Raw genomic sequence first — 21,961 nt, forward strand, 5'->3', positions numbered from 1 at the left:
AGCCGTTTTCGCCCCGACGTTCCGGACGGGCGGACACGGCATAGACGAGTACGACGAGTACGAGGACGAGGACTTCACGTGCCTACCGGCAAGGTCAAGTGGTTCAACAGCGAGAAAGGCTTCGGCTTTCTCTCCCGCGACGACGGCGGCGACGTCTTCGTGCATTCCTCAGTACTGCCCGCCGGCGTCGACACACTCAAGCCCGGCCAGCGCGTGGAATTCGGCGTGGTCGCGGGACAACGCGGTGACCAGGCCCTTTCCGTCGCGATCCTCGACCCGACCCCGTCGGTCGCGGCCGCGCAGCGCCGCAAACCGGACGAACTGGCGTCGATCGTCCAGGACCTGACGACCCTCCTCGAGAACATCACACCCATGCTGGAGAAGGGCCGCTACCCCGACAAGGCGTCCGGCGCGAAGATCGCGGGCCTGCTGCGGGCGGTCGCGGACCAGCTGGACGTGTAGACCGCGTATCCCGACGGGAGGCTCCGGGTATCCCGGCGGGAGGCTCCCCGTATCCCGGCGGGAGGCTCCGCTCAAGAGCCGCTAGGGGAACGACAGAGCGTCCGGGCCGAGGGGCGGTACGAGTCCCTCGGCCGCGGCGCGCGTCAACAGGCCGCGGACCGCCGCGTAGCCGTTCTCGCCGAGGTCGGCCGTGAACTCGTTGACGTACAGACCGATGTGCTGGTCGGCCACCGCCGGGTCCATCTCCTGCGCATGCTCCAGGACGTACGGACGGGAAGCCTCCGGGTCGTCCCAGGCCATGCGGACCGAGGTGCGCGCCGACTCGGCGATCCGCTGCAGCGCCGCCGTGCCGAGGCTCCGCTTCGCGATGATCGCGCCCAGCGGGATCGGCAGGCCCGTCGTGGCCTCCCAGTGCTCGCCCATGTCGGCGAGGCGGTGCAGGCCGTAGTTCTGGTACGTGAAACGCGCCTCGTGGATGACCAGACCCGCGTCGACCTTGCCGTCCCGCACCGCGGGCATGATCTGGTCGAACGGCAGCACGACGATCTCGCCGACGCCCCCGCCCGGGAGCGTGTCCGCCGCCCACAGACGGAACAGCAGATACGCCGTCGACTTCTCGCTGGGCACGGCGACCGTCCTGCCCGTGAGGTCGACACCCGGCTCTCGGGTCAGGACCAGCGGGCCGCAGCCACGGCCGAGCGCGCCGCCGCAGGGCAGCAGCGCGTACTCGTCGAGGACGTACGGCAGCACGGCGTACGACACCTTCAGGACGTCCAGGTCGGACTCCGCCGGGCCCCTCTCCGCGATGCCGTTCGTGATGTCGATGTCCGCGAACGTGACGTCGAGGGCGGGCGCGTCAGGCACGCGGCCGTGTGCCCACGCGTCGAAGACGAACGTGTCGTTGGGGCAGGGGGAGTAGGCGATGCGGAGGGTGCGGTCGAGGGCCGTGTTCCGCGGCTCAGTCGTGTGTGCTGCCATGTGGGTTCCAACTCCTCAGTACCGGCGCGAACTTCCCGAACGCGTCACTCAGCGCGGACAGCGCGTCGCCGATCCGCCAGGCGGCGCGGTCGCGCGGGCCGACCGGATTGGAGACCGCGCGGATCTCCAGGACGGGCAGGCCGTGCAGGGCCGCCGCCTCGGCGACACCGAAACCCTCCATCGCCTCCGCCAGGGCGTGCGGGTGCCGTCGCCGCAGCTCCGCGGCGCGCTCGGCGGAGCCGGTCACCGTGGAGACGGTGAGGACCGTGCCCGTCGCGGCACCGCAGGCCTCGGCCACATCCCGTACGAGGGAACGCGGCGGGCGGTGGGTGACCGCGCCGAAACCCAGCTCGGTGACGGGCGCGAAACCGTCGGGGGTCTCGGCGCCCAGATCGGCGACGGTGATCTCGTCGGCGACGACGAGCGAGCCGACGGGGGCGTGGGGCGGGAAGCCGCCGCCGATGCCGGCCGAGACGACCAGGCCGTAGGGGCGGGCGGTGGCGGCGGCGCGGGCGAGTGCGGTCGCCGTGCCTGCCGCGGCGGCCGCGGGGCCCACGCCGACGGCGAGGCAGTCGGCGCCGGGTTCCCCGGTCAGCGCGCGGGCCACCGCGTCCCGTTCGGCGGGGACGGCGGTGGCTACGAGGACGCGGGTCGCGGGGGGTGCGGTGTGCGCGGCGTGCGCGGGGTCTGTGGTGCTCGCGGTGTACGTGGTCAGGAGTCCTTCTCGAACTTGAACGACCACAGGCCCGTCGCCTTGGACTCCGAGCCCTTGCCGCCCTCGAGGAGGCTGACGGTCGACTTGCTGCCGCCACCGCCGTACTGCTGGTTGAAGAAGACGCTGCCCGGGATGACCACGTACGTCTTCTTGCTGGCCTCGGTCAGCGGCTGACCGTTCATCAGCAGGGTCCAGCCCTTCTCGGCCATCTCCGGGTCGACGCCGAAGCGGACCTTCTCGTCCGGGTCGATCTTCACGGACTTGACGTCCTTGTCCTGGAGGCAGGACTTCAGCTGGGACTCCTTCAGTTCCTTGCCGTCGTTGTAGCAGGAGGCGTCCGTGTGCACGGACTCGCTGCCGACCGTCACGGTGGCCAGCGGCGTCGGCTTGTCGCAGGCCGAAAGAACGAGGAGTCCGGCGGAGACGGCGCCAAGGGTGGCCGCGGTGCGGCGGCGGCGCGCCGCGCTGTTCACATTCGCGGCTCCGCCGCGGAGCAGGGAGGTCATGGGCGAAGGCTATCGGGCGCGCCGGGGTCGCCTGCTACGTGGGGGGCATGGGCGTGCCGTGGGGCGTGTGCGCGTGGTCGCCTGCCGTCGCCTTCCGCCCGTCTGTGGGGCGGGGCCGTGGGGGTATGTACGTACTCGCTATCCCTGCGTCGCGCCTCAAGTCCAAAGACGCCAATGTTTCCTCGGTGCTCCGTGCGCACATACCCCCACGTCCCCTCCGGCCGGTTTCGCGACTGCGGCCCGTCGCCACTTCTGCCCTTGGCTGGGGCTGTGTCTTGGGCTTGCCCCCGCCCCCCCCCCGCCCCTGGGCTCCTACCTGGCAGCTGCGTCGCGGGGCAAACGGGTGGGTGGGTGGGATACATCCGCCGCGAAGCGGCGGGCTCGGTGCCCCTACCCCGGCGGGACGTCGCGGGGAACACCCCACCCACCCGTCCCTACCCCGGGGGGGGGACGTCGGGGGGACACCCCACCCACCCGCCCCTACCCCGGCGGGGCGTCGCGGGGCAACGGGCCCCACGGCCCCGGCTGCCGGCCGGTGGGGGGAGGTCACACCACTCGGGTGCGGCGGGGGGTGCTGTGGCGGGAGGAGAGGAGGAGGCCTCGTACCGTCGAGAGCCAGCCGATGGCGACTATGCCCGCCGCCACCGAGAGGCCGAGCGTCCCGATCAGTGGCAGGGCGATGCCGACGGCGCCGCCGACGACCCAGGCCATCTGGAGCAGCGTCTCGGAACGGGCGAACGCGGAGGTGCGGACCTGCTCCGGGACGTCCCGTTGGATCAGCGCGTCCAGGGACAGTTTGGACAGTGCCTGGGCGAAGCCCGCGCACGCGCCGAGGCAGGCGACCCCCACCGCCCCGAAGAACAGCGCCGAAGTCACCGCCACGCCGAGCACCACCGCGATGACCGTCACAATGATGAGCTCCGGCGCCCGGGACTTCAGCCAGGCTCCGACAGCCGTGCCCAGCGCGTTGCCCGCGCCCGCGGAGACGCCGACTATGCCGAGCGACACCGCCGCGCTCTGCCCCGCGAGGGGATGCTCCCGCAGCAGGAACGCGAGGAAGAAGATGAGGAAGCCGGAGAGGCAGCGCAGCGACGCGTTCGCCGCCAGGGCGTGGGTGACGGCAGGTCCGACCGTACGAAGCCCGAGGCGCCGTTTGCGGAGGGTGTCGGACTCGGCCTCGGTACGGGCGTGCAGATGCAGGTGCTCCTCGTCGGCGGCGAGCAGAGCCTTGCTCTCGCCCTTCGACGAGTCGACCTTGTGCGGCAGCGAGAACGACAGGAACATCCCGGACACGAAGATCACGAAGGCGCCGTACAGCGGCCAGCGGGGTCCGAGCGCTTGGAGCCCCGCCCCGGCGGGCGCCGCGACGGCGGTGGCGAGGAGACCGCCGAGAGTGACCCGTGAGTTTGCCTTGACCAGGGAGAATCCGGGTGGCAGGAGGCGTGGCACGACGGCGCTTCTGACCACGCCGTACGCCTTGGAGGCGACGAGTACGCCGAGCGCGGCGGGATAGAGCTCCACACTGCCGGTGACCACCGCGCCCGACAGGACGAGCGCGAGCAGGGCGCGGGCCAGCATCGCGCCGGCCATCGCGGCGCGGCGGCCGTGCGGGAGCCGGTCGAGGAGCGGGCCGATGACGGGCGCGAGGAGCGTGAACGGCGCCATCGTGATGGCGAGGTAGAGCGCGACGCGGCCACGGGCCTCGTCGGTCGGCACCGAGAAGAAGACGGTGGAGGCGAGGGCGACGGTGATCATGACGTCGCCCGCGCCGTTCACGGCGTGCAGCTCGATGAGCTTCCCGAGGCCCGACTCGCCCGCTCCGTGGGCGTGGGTGGCCTTGCGGATGCCGCGGGCCGTGCCGGTGAAGGGGAGGTGGAGGGCGCGCGTCAGCGCACGGGCGGTCCGTCGCGCCGGTCCCGGCGAGACGGTTCCTACGGACATCGACCTTGTGGGGGCCACCCCGTCATAGTGCCCCCTTGGGGGCGCAACTAGTGCGAATACTGGCTGTGAGCCGTGGCGCCCACCCTGACCGGGACCGCCCCCTCCCGACCGAGCCCCCCCACCACAGCCCACGACACCCCCCTCCGCAGGCTGGGCGCAACATCCCCACCTCTCCCACTCCCCGAGACCCGGCCCCGGCTCTCTCCCCCGCCCACTCGTCCGCCCCGCCCGACGGGGTGGACGAGCGCTGCGCCGCTTCGCGGCGGTGCCGCGCCCCGCACTGCGGGGTGGAGGTGCGCTACGCCGTTTCGCGGCGGAGAGGGCGGTCCCCTCCCCCCCCCCCGCCCACCCGTTTGCCCGGCACCGCGGGTGGGCGTGTGTTGTGTCGCTCCGGGGTGGGCTCCCGGCCGCCCGTCTGTGCGCCCCGCGCTGCAGGGCGGACATGTTCGGTGCTGTTACGCGGCGGGTCCCCCAGCCGCCCGCTCGTGTGCCCCGCACCGGGAAGCGGGCGTGCTGTGCCGGTTTGGGGTGGGTTTTTCGGGTGTTTGGTTGTGGGGGATGGAAAGGGCGGGTGGGTGGGGGAAACGCCGCGTAGCGGCGGCGGTTTGAGGGGTGGTGCGGGGGGCTGCGTGGAGGGGGACGAGGGGTGGTGCGGGGCGCGGTGGCGTACGTCGGTGTAGGCCCAGGGGCCAGGAGAAGGTAGCGTGCGTAGCGCGCCTGCGGCGGTTGTTCTTGGCCGCGCGCCTCTCGGTCATCCCGCAGAATGGGTGACGTAGGTGCGCCCGAGAACGTCGGGCGCGGACGTTGACGCGGCCCTCTGGTCCGCTCCGTCCGTACCCCCGCGTAAGGGTGGCGCACTCGTGAGACGGCGTAGGAGAGAAGCGATACTTGTGAGCGCAGCGACAACGCGAAGCCGTACCCCGCGCACCCCGCGTACCCCGGACCGCCTGTGCGCCGAGGCGGTCGGCCTGGCCCGTGCCGCGGCCGAGGACGCCGCCGCGCCCGGTGTGGTCGGCGAGCACGTCGAGGTCGTCGTCGAGGGCGACCGGGTCGTCACGCACCTGTTCGAGTGCAAGGAATTCGGCTACCGCGGCTGGCGGTGGGCCGTGACGGTCGCCCGTGCCTCGCGGGCGAAGGTCGTCACCCTCGACGAGACGGTGCTGCTGCCGGGTCCCGACGCGCTCCTCGCCCCCGAGTGGGTGCCGTGGAGCGAGCGGCTCCGGCCGGGCGACATGGGGCCGGGCGACCTGCTGCCGACCGACGCCGAGGACCTGCGCCTCGAACCCGGTTACTCGGGCGAGGAGGAGCCGCCGCCGAACTCCGTGGTCTCGGAGGAGATGGCCGAGCTCGTCGAGGCGGAGGACGCCGAGGTCACGGCGGTGTCGCCCGCCGAGCTGCCGGTCGCGCCCGCCCGCGGCTCCATCGCGGCGGTCGCCGACGAACTGGGCATGCGGCGGTCGCGGGTGCTGTCCCGCTACGGGCTGCACGTCGCGGCGGACCGCTGGGACGAGGCGTACGGAGCGAAGACCCCGATGGCGCAGGCGGCGCCCGCGGCGTGCGTCAGCTGCGGGTTCCTCGTGCGGATCGGAGGCTCGCTCGGGCAGGCGTTCGGTATCTGCGGCAATGAGTTCGGGCCCGCGGACGGGCGGGTCGTGTCCCTGTCGTACGGGTGCGGTGGGCACTCGGAGGCCGCGGTCATGCCGAAGCCGCCGCGGCCGGCGCCGCCGGTGCTTGACGAGACGCGGGTGGACGTACTGCCGTTGCGCCCTGCGGCGGATTCCGGGTCGGTGAGTGTGGAGGGGCCGGCGGAGGATCTCGGCCACTCGTAGTTCCGGCAGCGGTGGGGCGGGGGTGGGGTGTGGCCGTCGCCCGCCTTGCCCGGGGCTGTCCACCAGTCCCCCTGCGCCCACTCCCCCCGCGTCGCCGCTCCGCGGCGTTCTCCCCACCCACCCGCCCTTCACCATCCCCACGAACGTCCACCTTGTGGTGCCGGGCAAACGGGTGGGTGGGTGGGAGAGACCGCCGCGAAGCGGCGTAGCGCACGCTCACCTTGCGGTGCGAGGTAAACGGGAGGGTAGGTGGGCGGGAGGGAGATCCGCCGCGTAGCGGCGAAGAAACGCCCGCTTTACGGGCTGAGCGCGGCAGGTCGACCCTCCCGCCGCGAAGCGGCACAGCACACGTTCACCTTGCGGTGCGGGGCAAACGGGTGGGTGGGTGGGGGAGACCGCCGCGTAGCGGCGTAGAGATCCGCCCGCCGCACGGCCGGGAGCAGCGGGCCCACGTCCCGGCCGCGGAGCGGCGTAGCGCACGTTCACCTTGCGGTGCGGGGCAAACGGGTGGGTGGGTGGGGGAGAGCGCCGCGTAGCGGCGAAGAGATCCGCCCGCCGCACGGCCGGGAACAGCGGGCCCACCCTCCCGCCACGAAGCGGCGCAGGCAACCCCCCCCGCCCCCCCGCCCCCGCTCCACCCCCAACGCCCCCGGCGAGACGCGGTACCGTTCGCCCCCAGGCCAAGCACCAAGGCAGACCCCAAAGCACGCACCCGCCAAGAGCCACCCAGCACGCACCCACCAAGAGCCACCCAACACACCCCGCACCCACCAAGAGCCACCCAGCACACCCCGCACCCCCAAGAGCCACCACAAGAGGAGACAGTCGACCGTGAGCAAGACCGTGCGGCCGGCGGCCGAGGGTACTGATCCCTTCGGCACCGCCCGCCTCCGCCGCGGAGTCCTCGACGCCTGGGCGGGGGCGCCGGCCCGTTTCCGTGAGGACGCCAACGCCGAGGAGGATCTCGCCCTCGGCGGCTACCGCGACCGTCTCGTCGTGGAACTCGCGCAGAACGCCTCGGACGCGGCCGCCCGCGCGGGCGTGCCAGGCCGGCTGGCGCTGACGTTGCGCGGCGGGGTCCTCGCCGCGGCGAACAGCGGCGCCCCGCTGGACGCCGCGGGCGTGGAGTCCCTCTCCACCCTCCGCGCCTCGGCCAAGAGGGAGCCCGACCCGAGGGCGTCCGGCCCGCAGGCCGGAGAACAGGGGGCCACCGGCAGCGTGGGACGGTTCGGCGTCGGATTCGCCGCCGTGCTGGCCGTCAGTGACGAGCCCGCCGTCGTGGGGCGTACCGGCGGTGTCCGCTGGTCGCTCAACGAGGCGCGTGAACTCGCCGCGGAGACCGCCAGGTTCAGCCCGGGGCTCGGCGACGAGGTCCGGCGGCGGGACGGCCACGTCCCGCTGCTCCGGCTGCCCTTCGCCGCCGAGGGCACCGCCCCGGAGGGGTATGACACGGTCGTCATCCTGCCGCTGCGCGACGCCGCCGCGGAGGACCTCGTGGCGCGGCTGCTCGACGCTGTCGACGACGCGCTGCTCCTCGCCCTTCCGGGGCTGGAGGAGGTCCGCATCGAGACTCCGGACGGGTCGACCCGCACGCTGCGCCGCCGCGTCGAGGCCCCGTACACGATCGTGGAGGACAGCCGGGAGGGCACGACCCGCTGGCGTACCGTCAGCCGGCAGGGTCCGCTCGACGCCGTCCTGCTGAAGGACCGGCCCGTCGAGGAGCGGCTGCGCCCGTACTGGTCGGTCACCTGGGCCGTGCCCGCGGGCCCCGACGGCGCTCCGGAGCGGCCCCGTACGACGCCGGTCGTGCACGCGCCGACGCCGAGCGACGAGCCGTTGGGCGTACCGGCGTTGCTCCTCGCGTCGCTTCCGCTGGACACCGCGCGGCGGCACGCGGCGCCGGGGCCGTTGACGGATTTCCTGGTGGAGCGGGCCGCGGAGGCGTACGTCGAGCTGCTCGCCGACTGGCGGCCCGTCACGGAGGAGATCATTTCTCTCGTGCCGGGGCCGCTCGGCAGGAGTGAGCTGGACGGTGCTTTGCGGCAGGGCATCCTGGAGCGGCTTCCTCGCGCCGCTTTCCTGCCGCCGGCGCTGCCTCGTGCAGAGGGCGATGAGGACGAGTTGCCGGAGGTTCTGCGGCCGCGTGACGCGGAGGTCGTGGAGGGTGCCGGTGCCGATACGGTCCGTGTGCTCGCCGAGGTGCTCCCGAGTCTGCTGCCCGCCGGTCTCGAGCGCCGCGCCGAGCTGCGCACGCTCGATGTCGCGCGCGTTCCGCTGACCGAGGCGGTCGACCGTCTCGCGGGCCTTGAGCGGGAGCCGGGCTGGTGGCGGCGGCTGTACGACACGTTGGCGGGGGTCGACCCGGACCGCCTTTCCGGGCTGCCGGTGCCGCTCGCCGACGGCCGTACGACGATCGGACCCCGGCAGGTTCTGCTTCCCGCGCCCGGGGACGAGCGCGATCCGGCGTCCCTGGCCCGTCTTGGTCTGAAGGTCGCCCACCCGGACGCCGTCCACCCGCTTCTGGAGAAGCTCGGCGCGCTGCCCGCGACGCCTCGCGCGGTTCTGACGACGCCGCAGGTCCGTGCGGCCGTGGCCGCGTCCCTCGACGACGACACGTGGGACGAGGAGGCGCTGGACGCCGAGGAGTTGGCGGACGTCGTGCTCGCGCTCGTGCGGGACGCGAACCTCGCTCCGGGCGACGAGCCGTGGCTGGCGGCCCTCGCGCTGCCCGACGAGGACGGTGAGCTCTCCCCGGCCGGTGAGCTGGTCCTGCCGGGGAGCGCGTTCGCGCAGGTCATGCGGGAAGACGAATTGGCGCTCGTGGACGAGGAGTTGGCCGAGCGGTGGGGTGAGCAGCCGCTCGCCGCCTGTGGGGTGCTCGCCACGTTCGCTCTCGTACGGGCGACCGATGTCGTTCTCGACCCGGATGAACTGGAGCCGCGCGAGGGCGACTTCCCGGAGCCGGACGACGCGGGTCTGCTCGACGCCGTCGACGTGTGGTGCGAGGACGTGCTCGACCGGCTGCCGGACACTCCGGTGCCGCCGGTGGCCACCGAGATCGTCGCCGTACGGGATCTCGACCTGGTCGACGACGACTGCTGGCCGCAGGCGCTGGCGATGCTGTCGCGCCCGCCGTTGCGGGACGCGCTGACGCAGCCGCTGCGGGTGCTGCTGCCGGACGGTACGACGGAGACGGTCCGTTCGTACGCGGCGTGGTGGCTGCGTGGTCATCCGGTTCTCGACGGCCGCCGGCCCGCCGGGCTGCGGGCGGAGGGCGGTGATCCGCTCCTGGCCGGGCTCTACGACGCGGTGGACGCGTCCGGGTTCGGTGATGAGCAGGTGCTGCGGGCGCTGGGCGTACGGACGTCCGTCGGGGCCCTCCTGGAGGAGCCGGGCGGGGCGGCCGAGCTGCTCGACCGTCTCGCGGACCCGGAGCGTCCCGTTTCGGCTGCTCAACTGCACGCCCTGTACGGGGCGCTGGCCGATCTCGATCCGGAGCAGGTGACCCTTCCGGACGAGCTGCGCGCGGTGGTGGACGGCGAGGTCGTGGTGGTCGACGCGGCGGACGCGGTGGTCGCCGATGCCCCCGATCTGCTGCCGCTGGCGGACGGCGTGGCGCTGCTGCCCGTGCGGCCCGGCAGGGCGGGGGACCTGGCGGAGCTGTTCCAGGTGCGGCGGCTGAGCGAGACGGCGGCCGTGGAGCCGGCGGGGGAGGGCGTCGAGCACGCGGTGCCCGAGTCCGTGCGCATTCTGCTGGGTGCCGCGGCCCCGGAGACGTACGTCGAGTACGACGAACTGGTGGCGGGCGGCGTGGAGCTGGACTGGCGCCGCACCCCGGACGGTGTCGTGCACGCGGCGACGGTGGAGGGGGTCGCGGCGGGTCTCGCCTGGGCGGCGGGCCAGTGGCCGCGCCGCTTCGAGGTGGCGGCGCTGCTCGAAGACCCCTCGCGCACGGCGGAGCTGGCCCGGGACCGCTGGTTCGACTGACCTTCCGCTGACCTCCCGGGCGCTGTGGAGTGCCTTGTTCCGTCCTGGCCTACCGGCGTACCGGGCGGAACAGGGCATTCCACAACCCGGTCACAATTTCTTCACCCGTCGTACAACCGTTCGCTTCTGTGGCGAGTCTGATCTTGCGAGTCAACAGACTCCTAGATCACTCGGGTCTCGCGTGAAGGCAAATGCACCGCGAGGCCCCTTCTCCAACTGGGGAAACACATGCGCATCCGTGCCACCGTGGCCGCACTGTCCGGCACCCTGGCCCTTTCCGCACTCGCCGTCCCGGCCGCCCAGGCCGACGACGCCCCGAAGGCGGCCGGTGCCGCCACCTTCGCCGCCAAGGCCCCGGCCGACACCGCCGTGGGCGACACCAAGATCACGAAGATCACCGTCAACGGTGGCAAGGACATCGTGGTCGGCACCACCGCCAAGAAGACGGTCAAGATCGCCGTCACCGCGACGGACCCGTCCGGCATCGAGGACGCCGTCGCGTTCCTGTGGCACGGCACGTCCTTCGACGAGAACAACATCGACGGCTCGATGGTCCCCGAGACCGAGACCGGCGACTGCACCGCCGTGAACGCGACCACCTCGACCTGCACCGTCACGGTCGTCGCCGACCCGAACGTGAACATCTACAGCAACATCCTGGCCGGCAAGTGGAAGGTCTGGACGATCGCGCAGGGCAAGGACGGCGACCACGTCTCCGACGACGCGTACCCGACCAGCGTCTCGGTGAAGCGCGCCGCCCGCCTGACCACCAACGCCTCCCCCGAGCCCATCAAGAAGGGCAAGACCCTCACGGTCTCCGGCGCCCTGACCCGCGCCAACTGGGACACCGCCAAGTACGCGGGCTACACCAAGCAGGACGTGAAGCTGCAGTACAAGAAGAAGGGTGCCAGCAGCTACACGACCCTCAAGACGGTCAAGTCCGACACCAAGGGCAACCTGAAGACCACGGTGACGGCCTCCGCCGACGGCTACTACCGTTACGTCTTCGCGGGCACGTCCACGACCCCGTCCGTGACGTCGACCAGCGACTTCGTCGACGTCCAGTAGCAGCCGCCCGCCGTCAGGCGGGGAAGCGGCGGTCCACCCAGCGGTAGACGACCTCGACGGCCAGTGAGGACACCGCCGCGATCGCGACCGCCGCCCACGGCATCGTCGTGCCCACCAGCTTCAGCTGGAAGAAGTCCTGGAGCCAGGGCACGGTCAGCACGAGCAGGAAGCCGAGACCCATCGCGCCGATGAGGCCGATCCGCCACCACGTGTAGGGGCGGGCGATGATGGCGAGGACCCACATGGCGATCAGGAACAGCGCCAGGGTCGCCGCGCTGGTCTCGGCTTCCCGCGCGCCCGCGCCCTCGTAGTGGTGCCGGGCCAGGACGTACGTCATGAAGGTCGCGACGCCCGCGATGACGCCGCCCGGGATCGCGTACCGCATGACTCTGCGCACGAAGTGCGGCTTCGCGCGCTCCTTGTTGGGGGCGAGCGCGAGGAAGAAGGCGGGGACGCCGATCGTCAGGGTGGAGAGCAGCGTGAGGTGGCGCGGCAGGAAGATGTACTCGGCCTGCGCGCAGACGACGAGCAGCGCGATGACCACCGAGTAGACGGTCTTGACCAGGAACAGCGTGGCGACGCGCGTGATGTTGCCGATGACGCGGCGGCCCTCCGCGACCACCGAGGGCAGTGTCGCGAAGCTGTTGTTGAGGAGCACGATCTGGGCGACCGCCCGCGTCGCCTCCGAGCCTGAGCCCATCGAGACGCCGATGTCGGCGTCCTTCAGGGCCAGGACGTCGTTGACGCCGTCGCCGGTCATGGCGACCGTGTGGCCGCGTGACTGGAGGGCGCCCACCATGTCGCGCTTCTGCTGCGGGGTGACCCGGCCGAAGACGGAGTTGTCGTCGAGGGCCTGTGCCATCTCGTCGGTCTCGGTGGGCAGGCGGCGCGCGTCGACGGTGTTCTGTGCGCCGGGCAGGCCGAGTTTGCCCGCGACGGCGCTCACCGAGACGGCGTTGTCGCCGGAGATGACCTTGGCGGCGACGTCCTGCTCCTCGAAGTAGCGCAGGGTGTCGGCGGCGTCGGGCCGCAGCCGCTGTTCGAGGACGACCAGCGCGGTGGCGCGGGCGCCGGACGCCACGGCGGGGTCGTCGAGGTCGGTCTTCGCGCGGGCGAGGAGCAGTACGCGCAGGCCCTGCTTGTTGAGGTCCTCGATCTCGGCGAGGGACGGGTCGCCGTCGGGGAGGAGTACGTCGGGTGCGCCGAGCAGCCACGTCGAGTCGGTGCCGTCGCCCTCGCTGAAGGAGGCGCCGCTGTACTTGCGGGCGGAGGAAAAGGGGAGGGACTCGGTGCAGCGCCAGTCCTCGCTGTCGGGATAGGCGTCGATGATGGCCTGGAGCGAGGCGTTGGGGCGCGGGTCGGATTCGCCGAGGGCGCCGAGGACCTTGCGCACGTGCGCCTCGTCGGTGCCGTTCAGCGGGCGCAACTCGGTGACGTCCATGCCGCCCTCGGTGAGGGTGCCTGTCTTGTCGAGGCAGACCGTGTCGATGCGGGCGAGGCCCTCGATCGCGGGCAGTTCCTGTACGAGGCACTGTTTGCGGCCGAGCCGGATCACGCCGATCGCGAAGGCCACGGAGGTCAGCAGCACAAGGCCCTCGGGGATCATCGGGACGATGCCGCCGACGGTGTAGGCGATGGACTGCCGAAAGTCGTCGTCCTTGACGACGAGCTGGGAGATCACCAGGCCGATGGAGGTCGGGACCATCAGCCACGTCACGTACTTGAGGATCGTGGAGATGCCGGAGCGCAGCTCGGAGTGGACGAGCGTGAAGCGGCTGGCCTCCTCGGCGAGCTGTGCCGCGTACGCCTCGCGGCCGACCTTGGTGGCGGTGAACGCGCCGCCGCCCGCGACCACGAACGAGCCCGACATCATCTTGTCGCCGGGCTTCTTGATGACCGGGTCGGCCTCGCCGGTGAGGAGGGACTCGTCGACCTCCAGGCTGTCGGCCTCCACGGTCTCGCCGTCGACCGGGATCTTGTCGCCGGGGCCGAGCTCCACCAGGTCGCCCAGGACGATCTCGGAGGTGGGGATCTCGGCGGCCCGCCCGTCGCGCCGCACGGTGGGTTTGGCCTCGCCGATGACGGCGAGGCTGTCGAGGGTCTTCTTGGCGCGCCACTCCTGGATGATGCCGATGCCGGTGTTGGCGACGATGACGAAGCCGAAGAGGCTGTCCTGGATCGGCGCGACGAACAGCATGATCACCCAGAGCACGCCGATGATCGCGTTGAAGCGGGTGAAGACGTTGGCCCGGATGATCTCGCCGAGAGAGCGGGAGCTGCGTACCGGTACGTCGTTGATCTCGCCGCGGGCGACCCGCTCGGCGACCTCCGAGGCGGTCAGGCCGGTGGCCCGCCCCTTGGGCGGCGGCACCGGGTGGACCGGGTCGAGCTCGGCGCCCGCGTCGATATGCGTCATGCATTCGACGGTAAGGGGGGTTCTGGGGCTTCACCCCTTGAATGCCCCAAAGATCCGACCAGGGTAGGACGTGAGCCGTCCTGTGGTTGTACGGGCCGCGGCGGCGGTGTGACCTTCTACTGCGGCTGGGTGACCTTCGCCCTCTTGATCGCGGCGTCGCGTCCGCGTACGTACCAGATGCCGATGAGGCCCAGGCCGCCGCCGGCCAGGCAGGTCCACACCCACCAGGTGGTGTCGCGGTCGTCGAACCAGCCGTAGAACGGCAGCTGGACCAGGAAGAGGACGAACCAGAGGATCGTGCCGCCGGTGATGGTGGCGACCACGGGGCCCTCAAGGGGCTCCGGCGCCTCGTGCTTGGGGGTCCACTTCGCCATGGGTACACCTTACGAGGCGGGGGCAGTGTCCCGTACACCCGTTGCCCCGCAAGGGTCTACGCGCGGAGATAGCGATTTCGCTCTCATGTATTCATACTGAAACGGCTCGTTAATGGCCGATTGCTTTCGTACGAAGGTACAACTCCTTAAAGCTCGGCACATCACCTTCTTCACCACAGGTCATGAGGTTTTCCATGTCTTCCTCGGCCAGCGCTCCGGTCGATGCCCGTAAAGAGCCGCCGAAAGCCCCGCTGAACGGCCTCGACGCGTTCTTCAAGATCTCGGAGCGCGGCTCGACCCTCGCCAGGGAAGTCCGCGGCGGCTTCGCCACCTTCTTCGCGATGGCCTACATCGTGGTGCTGAACCCGATCATCCTGGGCAGCGCGAAGGACATGTACGGGCACCAGCTCGACAACAAGCAGCTGGTCACCGCCACCGTGCTGACCGCCGCGTTCACCACGCTCCTCATGGGCGTCATCGGCAACGTCCCGATCGCCCTCGCCGCGGGCCTCGGCGTGAACACCGTCGTCGCCCTCCAGCTCGCGCCCCGCATGTCCTGGCCCGACGCGATGGGCATGGTCGTCCTCGCGGGCTTCGTCGTGATGCTGCTCGTCGCGACCGGCCTGCGCGAGCGCGTCATGAGCGCCGTGCCGCTGGGCCTGCGCAAGGGCATCGCCATCGGCATCGGCCTGTTCATCATGCTGATCGGCCTCGTCGACTCCGGCTTCGTCTCGCGCATGCCGGACGCCGCGCACACCACCGTCCCGCTGCAGCTCGGCGGCGACGGGCACCTCAACGGCTGGCCCGTCCTCGTCTTCGTGCTCGGCGTACTGCTCACCCTGGCCCTGCTCGTACGCAAGGTGCCGGGCGCCATCCTCATCAGCATCGTCGTCATGACGGTCGTCGCCATGGTCATCCACGCCCTCGCGGACATCCCCTCGTGGGGCCTGACCACCCCGGAGTGGCCCGGCAACCCCGTCTCGACGCCGGACTTCGGGCTCGTCGGCCAGATCAGCCTGTTCGGCGGCTTCGAGAAGGTCGGCATCCTCACCGGTGTCCTCTTCGTCTTCACCGTGCTGCTCTCGTGCTTCTTCGATGCCATGGGCACGATCATGGGCATCGGCGACGAGGCCAAGCTCACGGATGCCAACGGCAACATGCCGGGCATCAACAAGGTCCTCTTCGTCGACGGCATCGCCGTCGCCGCGGGCGGCGCCTCGTCCTCCTCCGCCACCACCTGCTTCGTGGAGTCCACGGCGGGCGTCGGCGAGGGCGCGCGCACGGGCTTCGCGAACGTCGTCACCGGCGGCCTCTTCGCCGTCGCGCTGTTCCTGACGCCGCTCGCCACGATGGTGCCGTCCCAGGCGGCCACGCCCGCGCTGCTCGCGGTCGGCTTCCTGATCCTGTCCGGGTCCATCCGGCAGATCGACTGGGCCGACCACACGATCGCGATCCCCGCGTTCGTGACGATGCTGATGATGCCGTTCACGTACTCGATCACGAACGGCATCGGCATGGGCTTCGTCACCTTCACGGTGCTGCGGCTCGCCGCGGGCCGGGGGCGCGAGGTGCCGGTCGCGATGTACGCGGTGTCGGCGGTGTTCGCCTTCTACTACCTGATGCCGGCGCTGAACCTGACGTAGTCACGCCGCCCCGTAGAACTTCTCTGTCTCCTCGACGGACGTCTTGAACCGTTCGTCGAAGTCGTCGCGAATGAGCGTCCGGACCACATAGTCCTGGACGCTCATTCCTCTTTTGGCCGCGTGCTGTCGGAGTCGGTCGAGCAGCTCACCGTCTATGCGCAGGCTGAGCACTGGCGATCCCATGCGGGACAGCGTCCCGGGCGCCCGGCGGCCCGCGCGTCACTTTCCGAAGTCACCTCACTCGTTCGGGTGACTAAATGGTTGAGCATGGGACTGCCGGTGCTGAGGCGGGCGGAAACCAAGTGGTACTTAGCTTGGGTAATGAGTTACGCTAACAAACATGCCGGACCTCTCCCATGGTGACGACGCCGTCGCCGTGAACGCCTTGCGCTCTGCTGTGATGCGCCTGTCCCGTCGACTCAAGCACCAGCGGGTCGACGAGTCGCTGAGCCCCACCGAAATGTCGGTGCTCGGCACCCTTGCCCGCTGCGGCTCCGCCACCCCGGGCGAGCTCGCCCGGAAGGAGCACGTGCAGCCGCCGTCGATGACCCGCATCGTCGCCCTGCTCGAGGCCAAGGGGCTGGTCCGTCTTGAACCGCACCCCGAGGACCGCCGCCAGAAGGTGGTGACCCAGACGGAGACCGCCGAGGCGATGCTCGAAGAGAGCCGCCGCAAGCGGAACGCCTGGCTCGCGGGTCTGGTCGAGCATCTCGACCAGGACGAGTGGGAGCGGCTGCGCGCCGCCGCGCCCGTCCTGGAGAAGCTCGCGCACCTGTAGTCCCGCGGCGCCCCGCGGGAGACGAGACGCTACGTACGCCAAGGAGGCGAAGCCAGTTTGAGTTCGGGACCCGGAGCAGACTCCGCCCCCGCACCAACCGCCCTCGACAAACCCGTCCACCCCAAGAAGACCTCGATGTTCAGCTCGCTGAAGATCCGGAACTACCGGCTCTTCGCGACCGGCGCCGTGGTCTCCAACACCGGCACCTGGATGGCCCGCATCACCCAGGACTGGCTGGTGCTGAGCCTCACCGGATCTTCCGCGGCCGTCGGCATCACCACGGCCATGCAGTTCCTGCCGATGCTGCTCTTCGGCCTGTACGGCGGCGTGATCGCCGACCGCTTCGCCAAGCGGAACCTGCTCTTCGTCACGCAGGGCGCGATGAGTCTCAGCGGGCTCTTCCTCGCCGCGCTGACGCTCAGCGGCCACGTCCAGGTCTGGCACGTCTACTTCGCGGCCTTCTTCACCGGCCTCGTCACCGTCGTCGACAACCCGACGCGGCAGTCCTTCGTGTCCGAGATGGTGGGACCCGACCAGGTCCGCAACGCCGTGTCGCTGAACTCCGCCAACTTCCAGTCGGCCCGCCTCGTCGGCCCCGCCGTGGCGAGCGGTCTGACCGCCGCCGTCGGACCCGGCTGGGCGTTCCTCGCCAACGGCCTGTCCTTCCTCGCGCCGCTCACCGGCCTGCTGCTGATGCGCACCTCCGAGTTGCAGCACACTCCGCGCAAGGCGCGCGGCAAGGGGCAGCTGCGAGAGGGCCTGAACTACGTCTCGAAGAACCCCGAGCTGATCTGGCCGATCGTCCTCGTCGGCTTCATCGGCACCTTCGGGTTCAACTTCCCGATCTGGATGAGCGCCTTCGCGGACGACGTCTTCCACGGCGGCGTGGGGATGTACGGGCTCTTCAACACCCTGATGGCGGTCGGTTCGCTGGCCGGCGCGCTGCTCGCCGCCCGGCGCGGCACCTCGCGCCTGCGGCTGCTAGCCGGGGCGGCCATCGCCTTCGGCGCGTTGCAGGTCGTGGCGGCGTTCGCGCCGGACCTGTGGATGTTCGTCGCGCTGATCGTGCCGATCGGCATCCTCGGCCTGACGGTGAACGTCACCGCCAACTCCTCGGTCCAGATGGCCACGGACCCGGAGATGCGGGGCCGCGTCATGTCGCTGTTCATGATGGTCTTCACCGGCGGCACGCCGCTCGGCGGCCCGCTCTTCGGCTGGCTCGCCGATGCCTACGGCGTGCGGATCAGCATGGCCGTCGGCGGCCTGGTCTGCCTGGTGGCCGCGGCCGGTGTCGGCCTGATGCTGGCCCGCGCGGCGAACCTGCGCCTGAAGGTGGACCTGCGCCGCGGTCGGCAGCACGTGCAGTTCGTACCGAGGGAGCGGGAGCTGGCGGCGGCGGCGTGACGTCTGCGCGGTGTGCAGGGCGGCCCAGGGGTTCGGCCGCGCCGGGCGGGCGCCTGACGCGGCGGTGTCGACGTGGGCTGATGCTGCGGCGTGCCGCGAACCTGCGTTGCGTCGGAGGTGGCTCTGCGCCGGGCGCGGGGGCGGGCGGTTTCAGACGCGCCTGGCGAGCACCTGGCCGGGCCACGCGTCGCCCGTCTCGCGGTTGTCGGCCGTGAAGGGGGTCGTCCGCTCGAAGCCGTTGCTCTCGTAGTACGCGACGAGCTTGCCGTCGTCGCCCGCGTAGCAGTCGACCCGGAGCAGGGACACACCCTGCCTCCGGGTCTCCTCGGCGGCGTGTGCGAGGAGCGCGCGGCCCACGCCGCGGCCGGGAAAGCGGCGGTGGTCGGCGACCAGGAGGTGGATGTACCGCTCGGGTTCGTCCGCCTCCGGGATGATGTCGCCGCCGGGCCCGTCGGTGAGCGTCACCGTGCCCACGACCTCGCCGTCGATCTCCGCGATCCATGGTTCGCCCGTCGTGAGGTACTTCTCGACCAACGCGACGGCCTTCGGATTCTCCGACCAGGGCGTGGTGCCCCACTGTCCTGTGCGGCCCTGCGAGACGAGCCACTCCACGGCCCCGTCGAAGAGTGCGAGGACGGCGGGAACGTCGTCGGCACCGCCCGGCCGGATCTGCATGGGATCACTCATGGAGGGAGGCTAGCGTTCAGGCCCATGAGACTCTTCGCCGCGGTCCTTCCGCCGGACTCCGCGACCTCCGAACTGGCCACGGCGACAGGCGCGTTGCGGGAGCTGCCGGGCGCCGACGCGCTGCGCTGGACGGCCCGCGACGGCTGGCACTTCACCCTCGCCTTCATGGCGGAGGTCGACGAAGGGACGGTGCCGGACCTCACCGCCCGCCTGAAGCGGGCCGCGCACCGCACGCCGCCCTTCACCCTCTCCCTGCACGGCGGCGGGCACTTCGGCGACCGGGCGCTGTGGGCGGGCGCCACGGGTGACGTGGCCGCGCTGCGGCTGCTCGCCGCGCGGACGGACGCGGCGGCCCGCAAGGCGGGCGTCACGATGGAGGAGCAGCACCGGCACTACCGCCCGCATCTCACGGTGGCGCGCGGCCGTGGTGAGACGGGTCTCAGGCCGTACGTCGACGCGCTCGCCTCCTTCGAGGGGACCGCGTGGACGGTCCGCGAGCTGACCCTCGTACGAAGCAATCTGCCGAGGAGCGGGGTGCCGGGGGAGCGGCCCCGGTACGAGGCGGTGGGGCGCTGGGTTCTGGGAGGCGGCGTCCGGGTGCCGGGCGGGGCCGGTTAACCTCGACGGTGTGGACCCGAAGACCAGAAACCGGATCATGGCCGGTGTGCTCGTGCTGATGTTCGTCGTGGTGGCGGTGGCGTCCATGGTCGGCGGTTAGAGCCCGTGACACAGGCTCTCAGCCGACGCGGGCGCCACCGCCCCGCATAGTGGTGCGGCGCGACCGCCCCGCACGGAGGCGCGGGCGCGACCGCCCCGCCTAGTCAATCCCGCCTGGTCAATCCCGCCTGGTCAATCCCGCCTGGTCAGTCCTGCCTGGTCAGCCAGCCCCGCTTCACCAGGCGAAGGACTCCGGCGACGGCCCGGGGCCCGGGAAGATCTCGTCCAGGCCGTCCAGTACCTCCGCGGACAGTTCCAGCTCGACGGCGCGCAGCGCGGAGTCGAGCTGCTCGGCCGTGCGGGGGCCGACGATCGGCGCGGTGATGCCGGGCCGGGTCAGCAGCCAGGCCAGCGCGACCTCGCCGGGTTCGAGACCGTGCTTGTCGAGCAGGTCCTCGTACGCCTGGACCCGCGCGCGGACCTCCGGCTTGGCGAGCTCCGCGGCGGAGCGGCCCCCGGTGCGGCGCGAGCCCTCGCCCTCCTTCTTCAGTACGCCGCCGAGCAGTCCGCCGTGCAGCGGCGACCACGGGATGACGCCGAGGCCGTAGTCCTGGGCGGCGGGGATGACCTCCGTCTCGGCGTCGCGCGTGGCGAGGTTGTAGAGGCACTGCTCGCTGACGAGGCCGTAGCTGCCGAGGCGACGGGCGGTCTCGTTGGCCTGGGCGATCTTGTAGCCGGGGAAGTTGGAGGACCCGGCGTAGAGAATCTTGCCCTGCCCCACCAGTACGTCGATGGCCTGCCAGATCTCCTCGAACGGCGTGTGCCGGTCGATGTGGTGGAACTGGTAGAGGTCGATGTGGTCGGTCTGGAGCCGCTTGAGCGACGCGTCCACGGCGCGGCGGATGCTGAGCGCGGAGAGCCGGTCGTGGTTGGGCCAGGAGGTCTCCCCGTCCGGGGCCATGTTCCCGTACACCTTGCTGGCGAGCACGACCTTGTCGCGCCGTCCGCCGCCCTGCGTGAACCAGGTGCCGAGGATCTCCTCGGTGCGGCCCTTGCCGACGCTCTGTCCGTAGGTGTTGGCGGTGTCGAAGAAGTTGACGCCCGCGTCGAGTGCGGCGTCCATGAGTGTGTGGCTGTCGGGTTCGTTGGTGAGCGGCCCGAAGTTCATGGTGCCGAGCGTGAGCCGGCTGACCTTGAGCCCTGTGCGTCCCAGCTGCGTATACCTCATGGGGTCCTAGCCAACGGGGTGGAGTGGGCTCCAGGCAAGGCCTTTGCCGGGGGGCGGTCAGTCGCGGGGGAAGCTGTCGGTTTTTAGGACGAGGTCGACGACGGTGCCGGTCAGGTCGATCTCCTCGCCGAAGTCGGACTTCGACTCGGTGCGGTACTCGCCGTCCTTGGGGTCGGTGTAGACGTGGCAGCGGCCCTGGTACGGGTCGGCGATGAGGTAGACGGGGACACCGGCTTCGGCGTAGGTGGCCTTCTTCGGGCCGTAGTCGTTCATTCCGGTGCCTCGGGAGATGACCTCGGCGATGAACTCCACGTCCTGGTGCCGCCAGCGGCCTTCCGTGTCCGGCTTCGCTCCGTCCTTGAGCTTCGCCATGTCAGGGCAGAAGCCATTCTGATAGCCGGGGAAGTCGATGCGTACGTCCGTCATGACCAGTGAGTCCCGGCTGAACCTGTCATCCAGGGCGTAGAGGACCCTCCGGATGATCTGCCAGTGCACATTCCGCTGCGGCACCATGGAAACGGCCCCCTCGACAACTTCTGCCTTGATTCCCTCGGGGGTCATCCGCTCAAGCAGCTCGAACCATCGGTCCAAGTCCCACTCGACGTCGTCTTCGGCCATGGCGATCCTGTCGGTCTCTACGACGGTCATCGTGGCGCTCCTCCCCGGCCGTATCCCGGTCGAGCACGGCCGCGCGGTACAACGATACGCACGGAGCCGAGGTCACGTCCGGTCACGAGCCGCCCAGCCACCCCGCCGCGTCGAGCCGGAACGCGTCCGGGGGAACGACCGTGCGAAGGTCTGACTCCAGCTCGCCGAGCCGACGGGCCCCGAGGGCCTGTGCCCACTCCCCCCGCAGCCCGTCGAAGACCGCCGCCGACCGGCGCAGCGCGTCGAACCCGTGCGGGGTGAGCTGGACCAGCTTGCGGCGGGCGTCGGCGGGATCGTCGGTGCGGGCGGCGTAGCCGAGGGTGATGAGGCGGTCGACCGTCTTGCCCGCGGCCTGCTTGGAGACGCCGAGCCGCCGCCCGACCTCGCTGGCGGTGGCCCCGGCCGCCCCGATGGCCTGCATCGCGAACCCGTGCGCGGGGCGGAGGTCGGGGTGGCCCTGGTGGGCGAGTTCGGCGTGCAGGCGGTCGATGAGGGTGCGGAATCCGGCGAAGAGGAGAAGGGGCAGCTCATATCCCTGTCCCTCATATCCCTTGCCCGAACCGTCAACCTGGTTTACCTTCTTCTTGTCGTCAACCATGTTGTCCATTTTAGGGGCCGGGAAGGCCCGCAGGGGGTACGG

General features: G+C 71.2%; 19 protein-coding genes. 8 read left to right on the forward strand and 11 right to left on the reverse strand.

Annotation, left to right across the window (positions count from 1 at the left end):
- Positions 1–78 precede the first annotated feature (78 nt).
- A complete protein-coding gene (locus tag AB0N81_RS03520) occupies positions 79–462 on the forward strand; it encodes a cold-shock protein (RefSeq protein ID WP_076685560.1) in 384 nt (127 codons plus the stop codon).
- An 81-nt stretch (positions 463–543) separates the two neighbouring features.
- On the opposite strand, the gene AB0N81_RS03525 is transcribed toward AB0N81_RS03520, so the two are convergent.
- From AB0N81_RS03525 to AB0N81_RS03540, 4 genes are all read right to left on the reverse strand, one after another.
- Entirely contained in the window at positions 544–1,440 is an 897-nt protein-coding gene (locus AB0N81_RS03525) for a 1,4-dihydroxy-6-naphthoate synthase (protein WP_365355264.1), read from the reverse strand.
- The gene (locus AB0N81_RS03530) at positions 1,421–2,155 is read right to left on the reverse strand and encodes a futalosine hydrolase (RefSeq protein WP_365355669.1); all 735 of its coding nucleotides are present in this window, start codon (positions 2,153–2,155) and stop codon (positions 1,421–1,423) included. The genes AB0N81_RS03525 and AB0N81_RS03530 overlap by 20 nt, the downstream gene beginning before the upstream one ends.
- Positions 2,152–2,661 carry a DUF2771 domain-containing protein gene (locus AB0N81_RS03535; protein ID WP_365355266.1) on the reverse strand — a complete coding sequence of 170 codons (510 nt, stop codon included), beginning with the start codon at positions 2,659–2,661 and terminating at the stop codon, positions 2,152–2,154. The genes AB0N81_RS03530 and AB0N81_RS03535 overlap by 4 nt, the downstream gene beginning before the upstream one ends.
- A 546-nt stretch (positions 2,662–3,207) precedes the next feature.
- Complete coding sequence (locus AB0N81_RS03540) at positions 3,208–4,602, reverse strand: MFS transporter (protein WP_365355267.1); 1,395 nt, start codon at positions 4,600–4,602, stop codon at positions 3,208–3,210.
- Between the two features lie 890 nt (positions 4,603–5,492).
- On the opposite strand from AB0N81_RS03540, the gene AB0N81_RS03545 reads away from it, so the two are divergent.
- The 3 genes from AB0N81_RS03545 (at position 5,493) to AB0N81_RS03555 (ending at position 11,486) form a co-directional block, all read left to right on the forward strand.
- Positions 5,493–6,431, forward strand: coding sequence for a DUF3027 domain-containing protein (locus tag AB0N81_RS03545; protein ID WP_365355269.1), 939 nt, complete (start codon positions 5,493–5,495; stop codon positions 6,429–6,431).
- 831 nt (positions 6,432–7,262) lie between these two features.
- Complete coding sequence (locus tag AB0N81_RS03550; RefSeq protein ID WP_365355271.1) at positions 7,263–10,418, forward strand: molecular chaperone Hsp90; 3,156 nt, start codon at positions 7,263–7,265, stop codon at positions 10,416–10,418.
- A 228-nt stretch (positions 10,419–10,646) separates the two neighbouring features.
- Positions 10,647–11,486 carry a DUF5707 domain-containing protein gene (locus tag AB0N81_RS03555; RefSeq protein ID WP_365355272.1) on the forward strand — a complete coding sequence of 280 codons (840 nt, stop codon included), beginning with the start codon at positions 10,647–10,649 and terminating at the stop codon, positions 11,484–11,486.
- A gap of 13 nt (positions 11,487–11,499) precedes the next feature.
- On the opposite strand, the gene AB0N81_RS03560 is transcribed toward AB0N81_RS03555, so the two are convergent.
- Together AB0N81_RS03560 and AB0N81_RS03565 are read right to left on the reverse strand one after the other, a co-directional pair.
- Positions 11,500–13,902, reverse strand: coding sequence for a cation-translocating P-type ATPase (locus AB0N81_RS03560; RefSeq protein WP_365355274.1), 2,403 nt, complete (start codon positions 13,900–13,902; stop codon positions 11,500–11,502).
- A 116-nt stretch (positions 13,903–14,018) separates the two neighbouring features.
- Positions 14,019–14,276 carry a DUF2530 domain-containing protein gene (locus tag AB0N81_RS03565; RefSeq protein ID WP_365355276.1) on the reverse strand — a complete coding sequence of 86 codons (258 nt, stop codon included), beginning with the start codon at positions 14,274–14,276 and terminating at the stop codon, positions 14,019–14,021.
- Positions 14,277–14,470: 194 nt separating this feature from the next.
- Here AB0N81_RS03565 and AB0N81_RS03570 point away from each other — a divergent pair, with 194 nt between their 5' ends.
- On the forward strand, positions 14,471–15,919 hold the full coding sequence (locus tag AB0N81_RS03570) for an NCS2 family permease (protein WP_365355278.1): 1,449 nt from the start codon (positions 14,471–14,473) through the stop codon (positions 15,917–15,919).
- Here AB0N81_RS03570 and AB0N81_RS03575 read toward each other — a convergent pair whose 3' ends face one another.
- Positions 15,920–16,102: a ribbon-helix-helix protein, CopG family gene (locus AB0N81_RS03575; RefSeq protein WP_362998072.1), complete on the reverse strand. Its 183-nt coding sequence runs from the start codon at positions 16,100–16,102 to the stop codon at positions 15,920–15,922.
- A gap of 157 nt (positions 16,103–16,259) precedes the next feature.
- Here AB0N81_RS03575 and AB0N81_RS03580 point away from each other — a divergent pair, with 157 nt between their 5' ends.
- Together AB0N81_RS03580 and AB0N81_RS03585 are read left to right on the forward strand one after the other, a co-directional pair.
- Entirely contained in the window at positions 16,260–16,697 is a 438-nt protein-coding gene (locus AB0N81_RS03580) for a MarR family transcriptional regulator (RefSeq protein ID WP_362998070.1), read from the forward strand.
- Positions 16,698–16,754: 57 nt separating this feature from the next.
- On the forward strand, positions 16,755–18,101 hold the full coding sequence (locus AB0N81_RS03585) for an MFS transporter (RefSeq protein WP_365355280.1): 1,347 nt from the start codon (positions 16,755–16,757) through the stop codon (positions 18,099–18,101).
- A 150-nt stretch (positions 18,102–18,251) separates the two neighbouring features.
- Here the strand turns inward: AB0N81_RS03585 and AB0N81_RS03590 are convergent, their stop codons facing one another.
- Complete coding sequence (locus AB0N81_RS03590) at positions 18,252–18,788, reverse strand: GNAT family N-acetyltransferase (RefSeq protein WP_365355282.1); 537 nt, start codon at positions 18,786–18,788, stop codon at positions 18,252–18,254.
- 24 nt (positions 18,789–18,812) lie between these two features.
- On the opposite strand from AB0N81_RS03590, the gene thpR reads away from it, so the two are divergent.
- Entirely contained in the window at positions 18,813–19,406 is a 594-nt protein-coding gene (thpR, locus tag AB0N81_RS03595; RefSeq protein WP_365355284.1) for an RNA 2',3'-cyclic phosphodiesterase, read from the forward strand.
- Positions 19,407–19,680: 274 nt separating this feature from the next.
- Here the strand turns inward: thpR and AB0N81_RS03600 are convergent, their stop codons facing one another.
- The 3 genes from AB0N81_RS03600 to AB0N81_RS03610 all read right to left on the reverse strand — a co-directional run bounded on the left by AB0N81_RS03600 (position 19,681) and on the right by AB0N81_RS03610 (position 21,919).
- Positions 19,681–20,673, reverse strand: coding sequence for an aldo/keto reductase (locus AB0N81_RS03600; RefSeq protein ID WP_365355286.1), 993 nt, complete (start codon positions 20,671–20,673; stop codon positions 19,681–19,683).
- Between the two features lie 57 nt (positions 20,674–20,730).
- Positions 20,731–21,321: a Uma2 family endonuclease gene (locus tag AB0N81_RS03605; RefSeq protein WP_365355288.1), complete on the reverse strand. Its 591-nt coding sequence runs from the start codon at positions 21,319–21,321 to the stop codon at positions 20,731–20,733.
- Positions 21,322–21,403: 82 nt separating this feature from the next.
- The gene (locus AB0N81_RS03610) at positions 21,404–21,919 is read right to left on the reverse strand and encodes a MarR family transcriptional regulator (RefSeq protein WP_365355290.1); all 516 of its coding nucleotides are present in this window, start codon (positions 21,917–21,919) and stop codon (positions 21,404–21,406) included.
- Between the last annotated feature and the right edge of the window lie 42 nt (positions 21,920–21,961).

Source organism: Streptomyces sp. NPDC093510 (genome assembly GCF_040683555.1).
GTDB lineage: Bacteria > Actinomycetota > Actinomycetes > Streptomycetales > Streptomycetaceae > Streptomyces.

Bases quoted from the DNA above. Each gene is read 5' to 3' on its own strand.
- AB0N81_RS03555 (WP_365355272.1), top strand. From the start codon at position 10,647: ATGCGCATCCGTGCCACCGTGGCCGCACTGTCCGGCACCCTGGCCCTT.
- AB0N81_RS03575 (WP_362998072.1), bottom strand. From the start codon at position 16,102: ATGGGATCGCCAGTGCTCAGCCTGCGCATAGACGGTGAGCTGCTCGAC.
- AB0N81_RS03580 (WP_362998070.1), top strand. From the start codon at position 16,260: ATGCCGGACCTCTCCCATGGTGACGACGCCGTCGCCGTGAACGCCTTG.
- AB0N81_RS03535 (WP_365355266.1), bottom strand. From the start codon at position 2,661: ATGACCTCCCTGCTCCGCGGCGGAGCCGCGAATGTGAACAGCGCGGCG.
- AB0N81_RS03540 (WP_365355267.1), bottom strand. From the start codon at position 4,602: ATGTCCGTAGGAACCGTCTCGCCGGGACCGGCGCGACGGACCGCCCGT.
- AB0N81_RS03590 (WP_365355282.1), bottom strand. From the start codon at position 18,788: ATGAGTGATCCCATGCAGATCCGGCCGGGCGGTGCCGACGACGTTCCC.
- AB0N81_RS03610 (WP_365355290.1), bottom strand. From the start codon at position 21,919: ATGGTTGACGACAAGAAGAAGGTAAACCAGGTTGACGGTTCGGGCAAG.
- thpR (WP_365355284.1), top strand. From the start codon at position 18,813: ATGAGACTCTTCGCCGCGGTCCTTCCGCCGGACTCCGCGACCTCCGAA.
- AB0N81_RS03525 (WP_365355264.1), bottom strand. From the start codon at position 1,440: ATGGCAGCACACACGACTGAGCCGCGGAACACGGCCCTCGACCGCACC.
- AB0N81_RS03605 (WP_365355288.1), bottom strand. From the start codon at position 21,321: ATGACCGTCGTAGAGACCGACAGGATCGCCATGGCCGAAGACGACGTC.
- AB0N81_RS03560 (WP_365355274.1), bottom strand. From the start codon at position 13,902: ATGACGCATATCGACGCGGGCGCCGAGCTCGACCCGGTCCACCCGGTG.
- AB0N81_RS03600 (WP_365355286.1), bottom strand. From the start codon at position 20,673: ATGAGGTATACGCAGCTGGGACGCACAGGGCTCAAGGTCAGCCGGCTC.
- AB0N81_RS03565 (WP_365355276.1), bottom strand. From the start codon at position 14,276: ATGGCGAAGTGGACCCCCAAGCACGAGGCGCCGGAGCCCCTTGAGGGC.
- AB0N81_RS03570 (WP_365355278.1), top strand. From the start codon at position 14,471: ATGTCTTCCTCGGCCAGCGCTCCGGTCGATGCCCGTAAAGAGCCGCCG.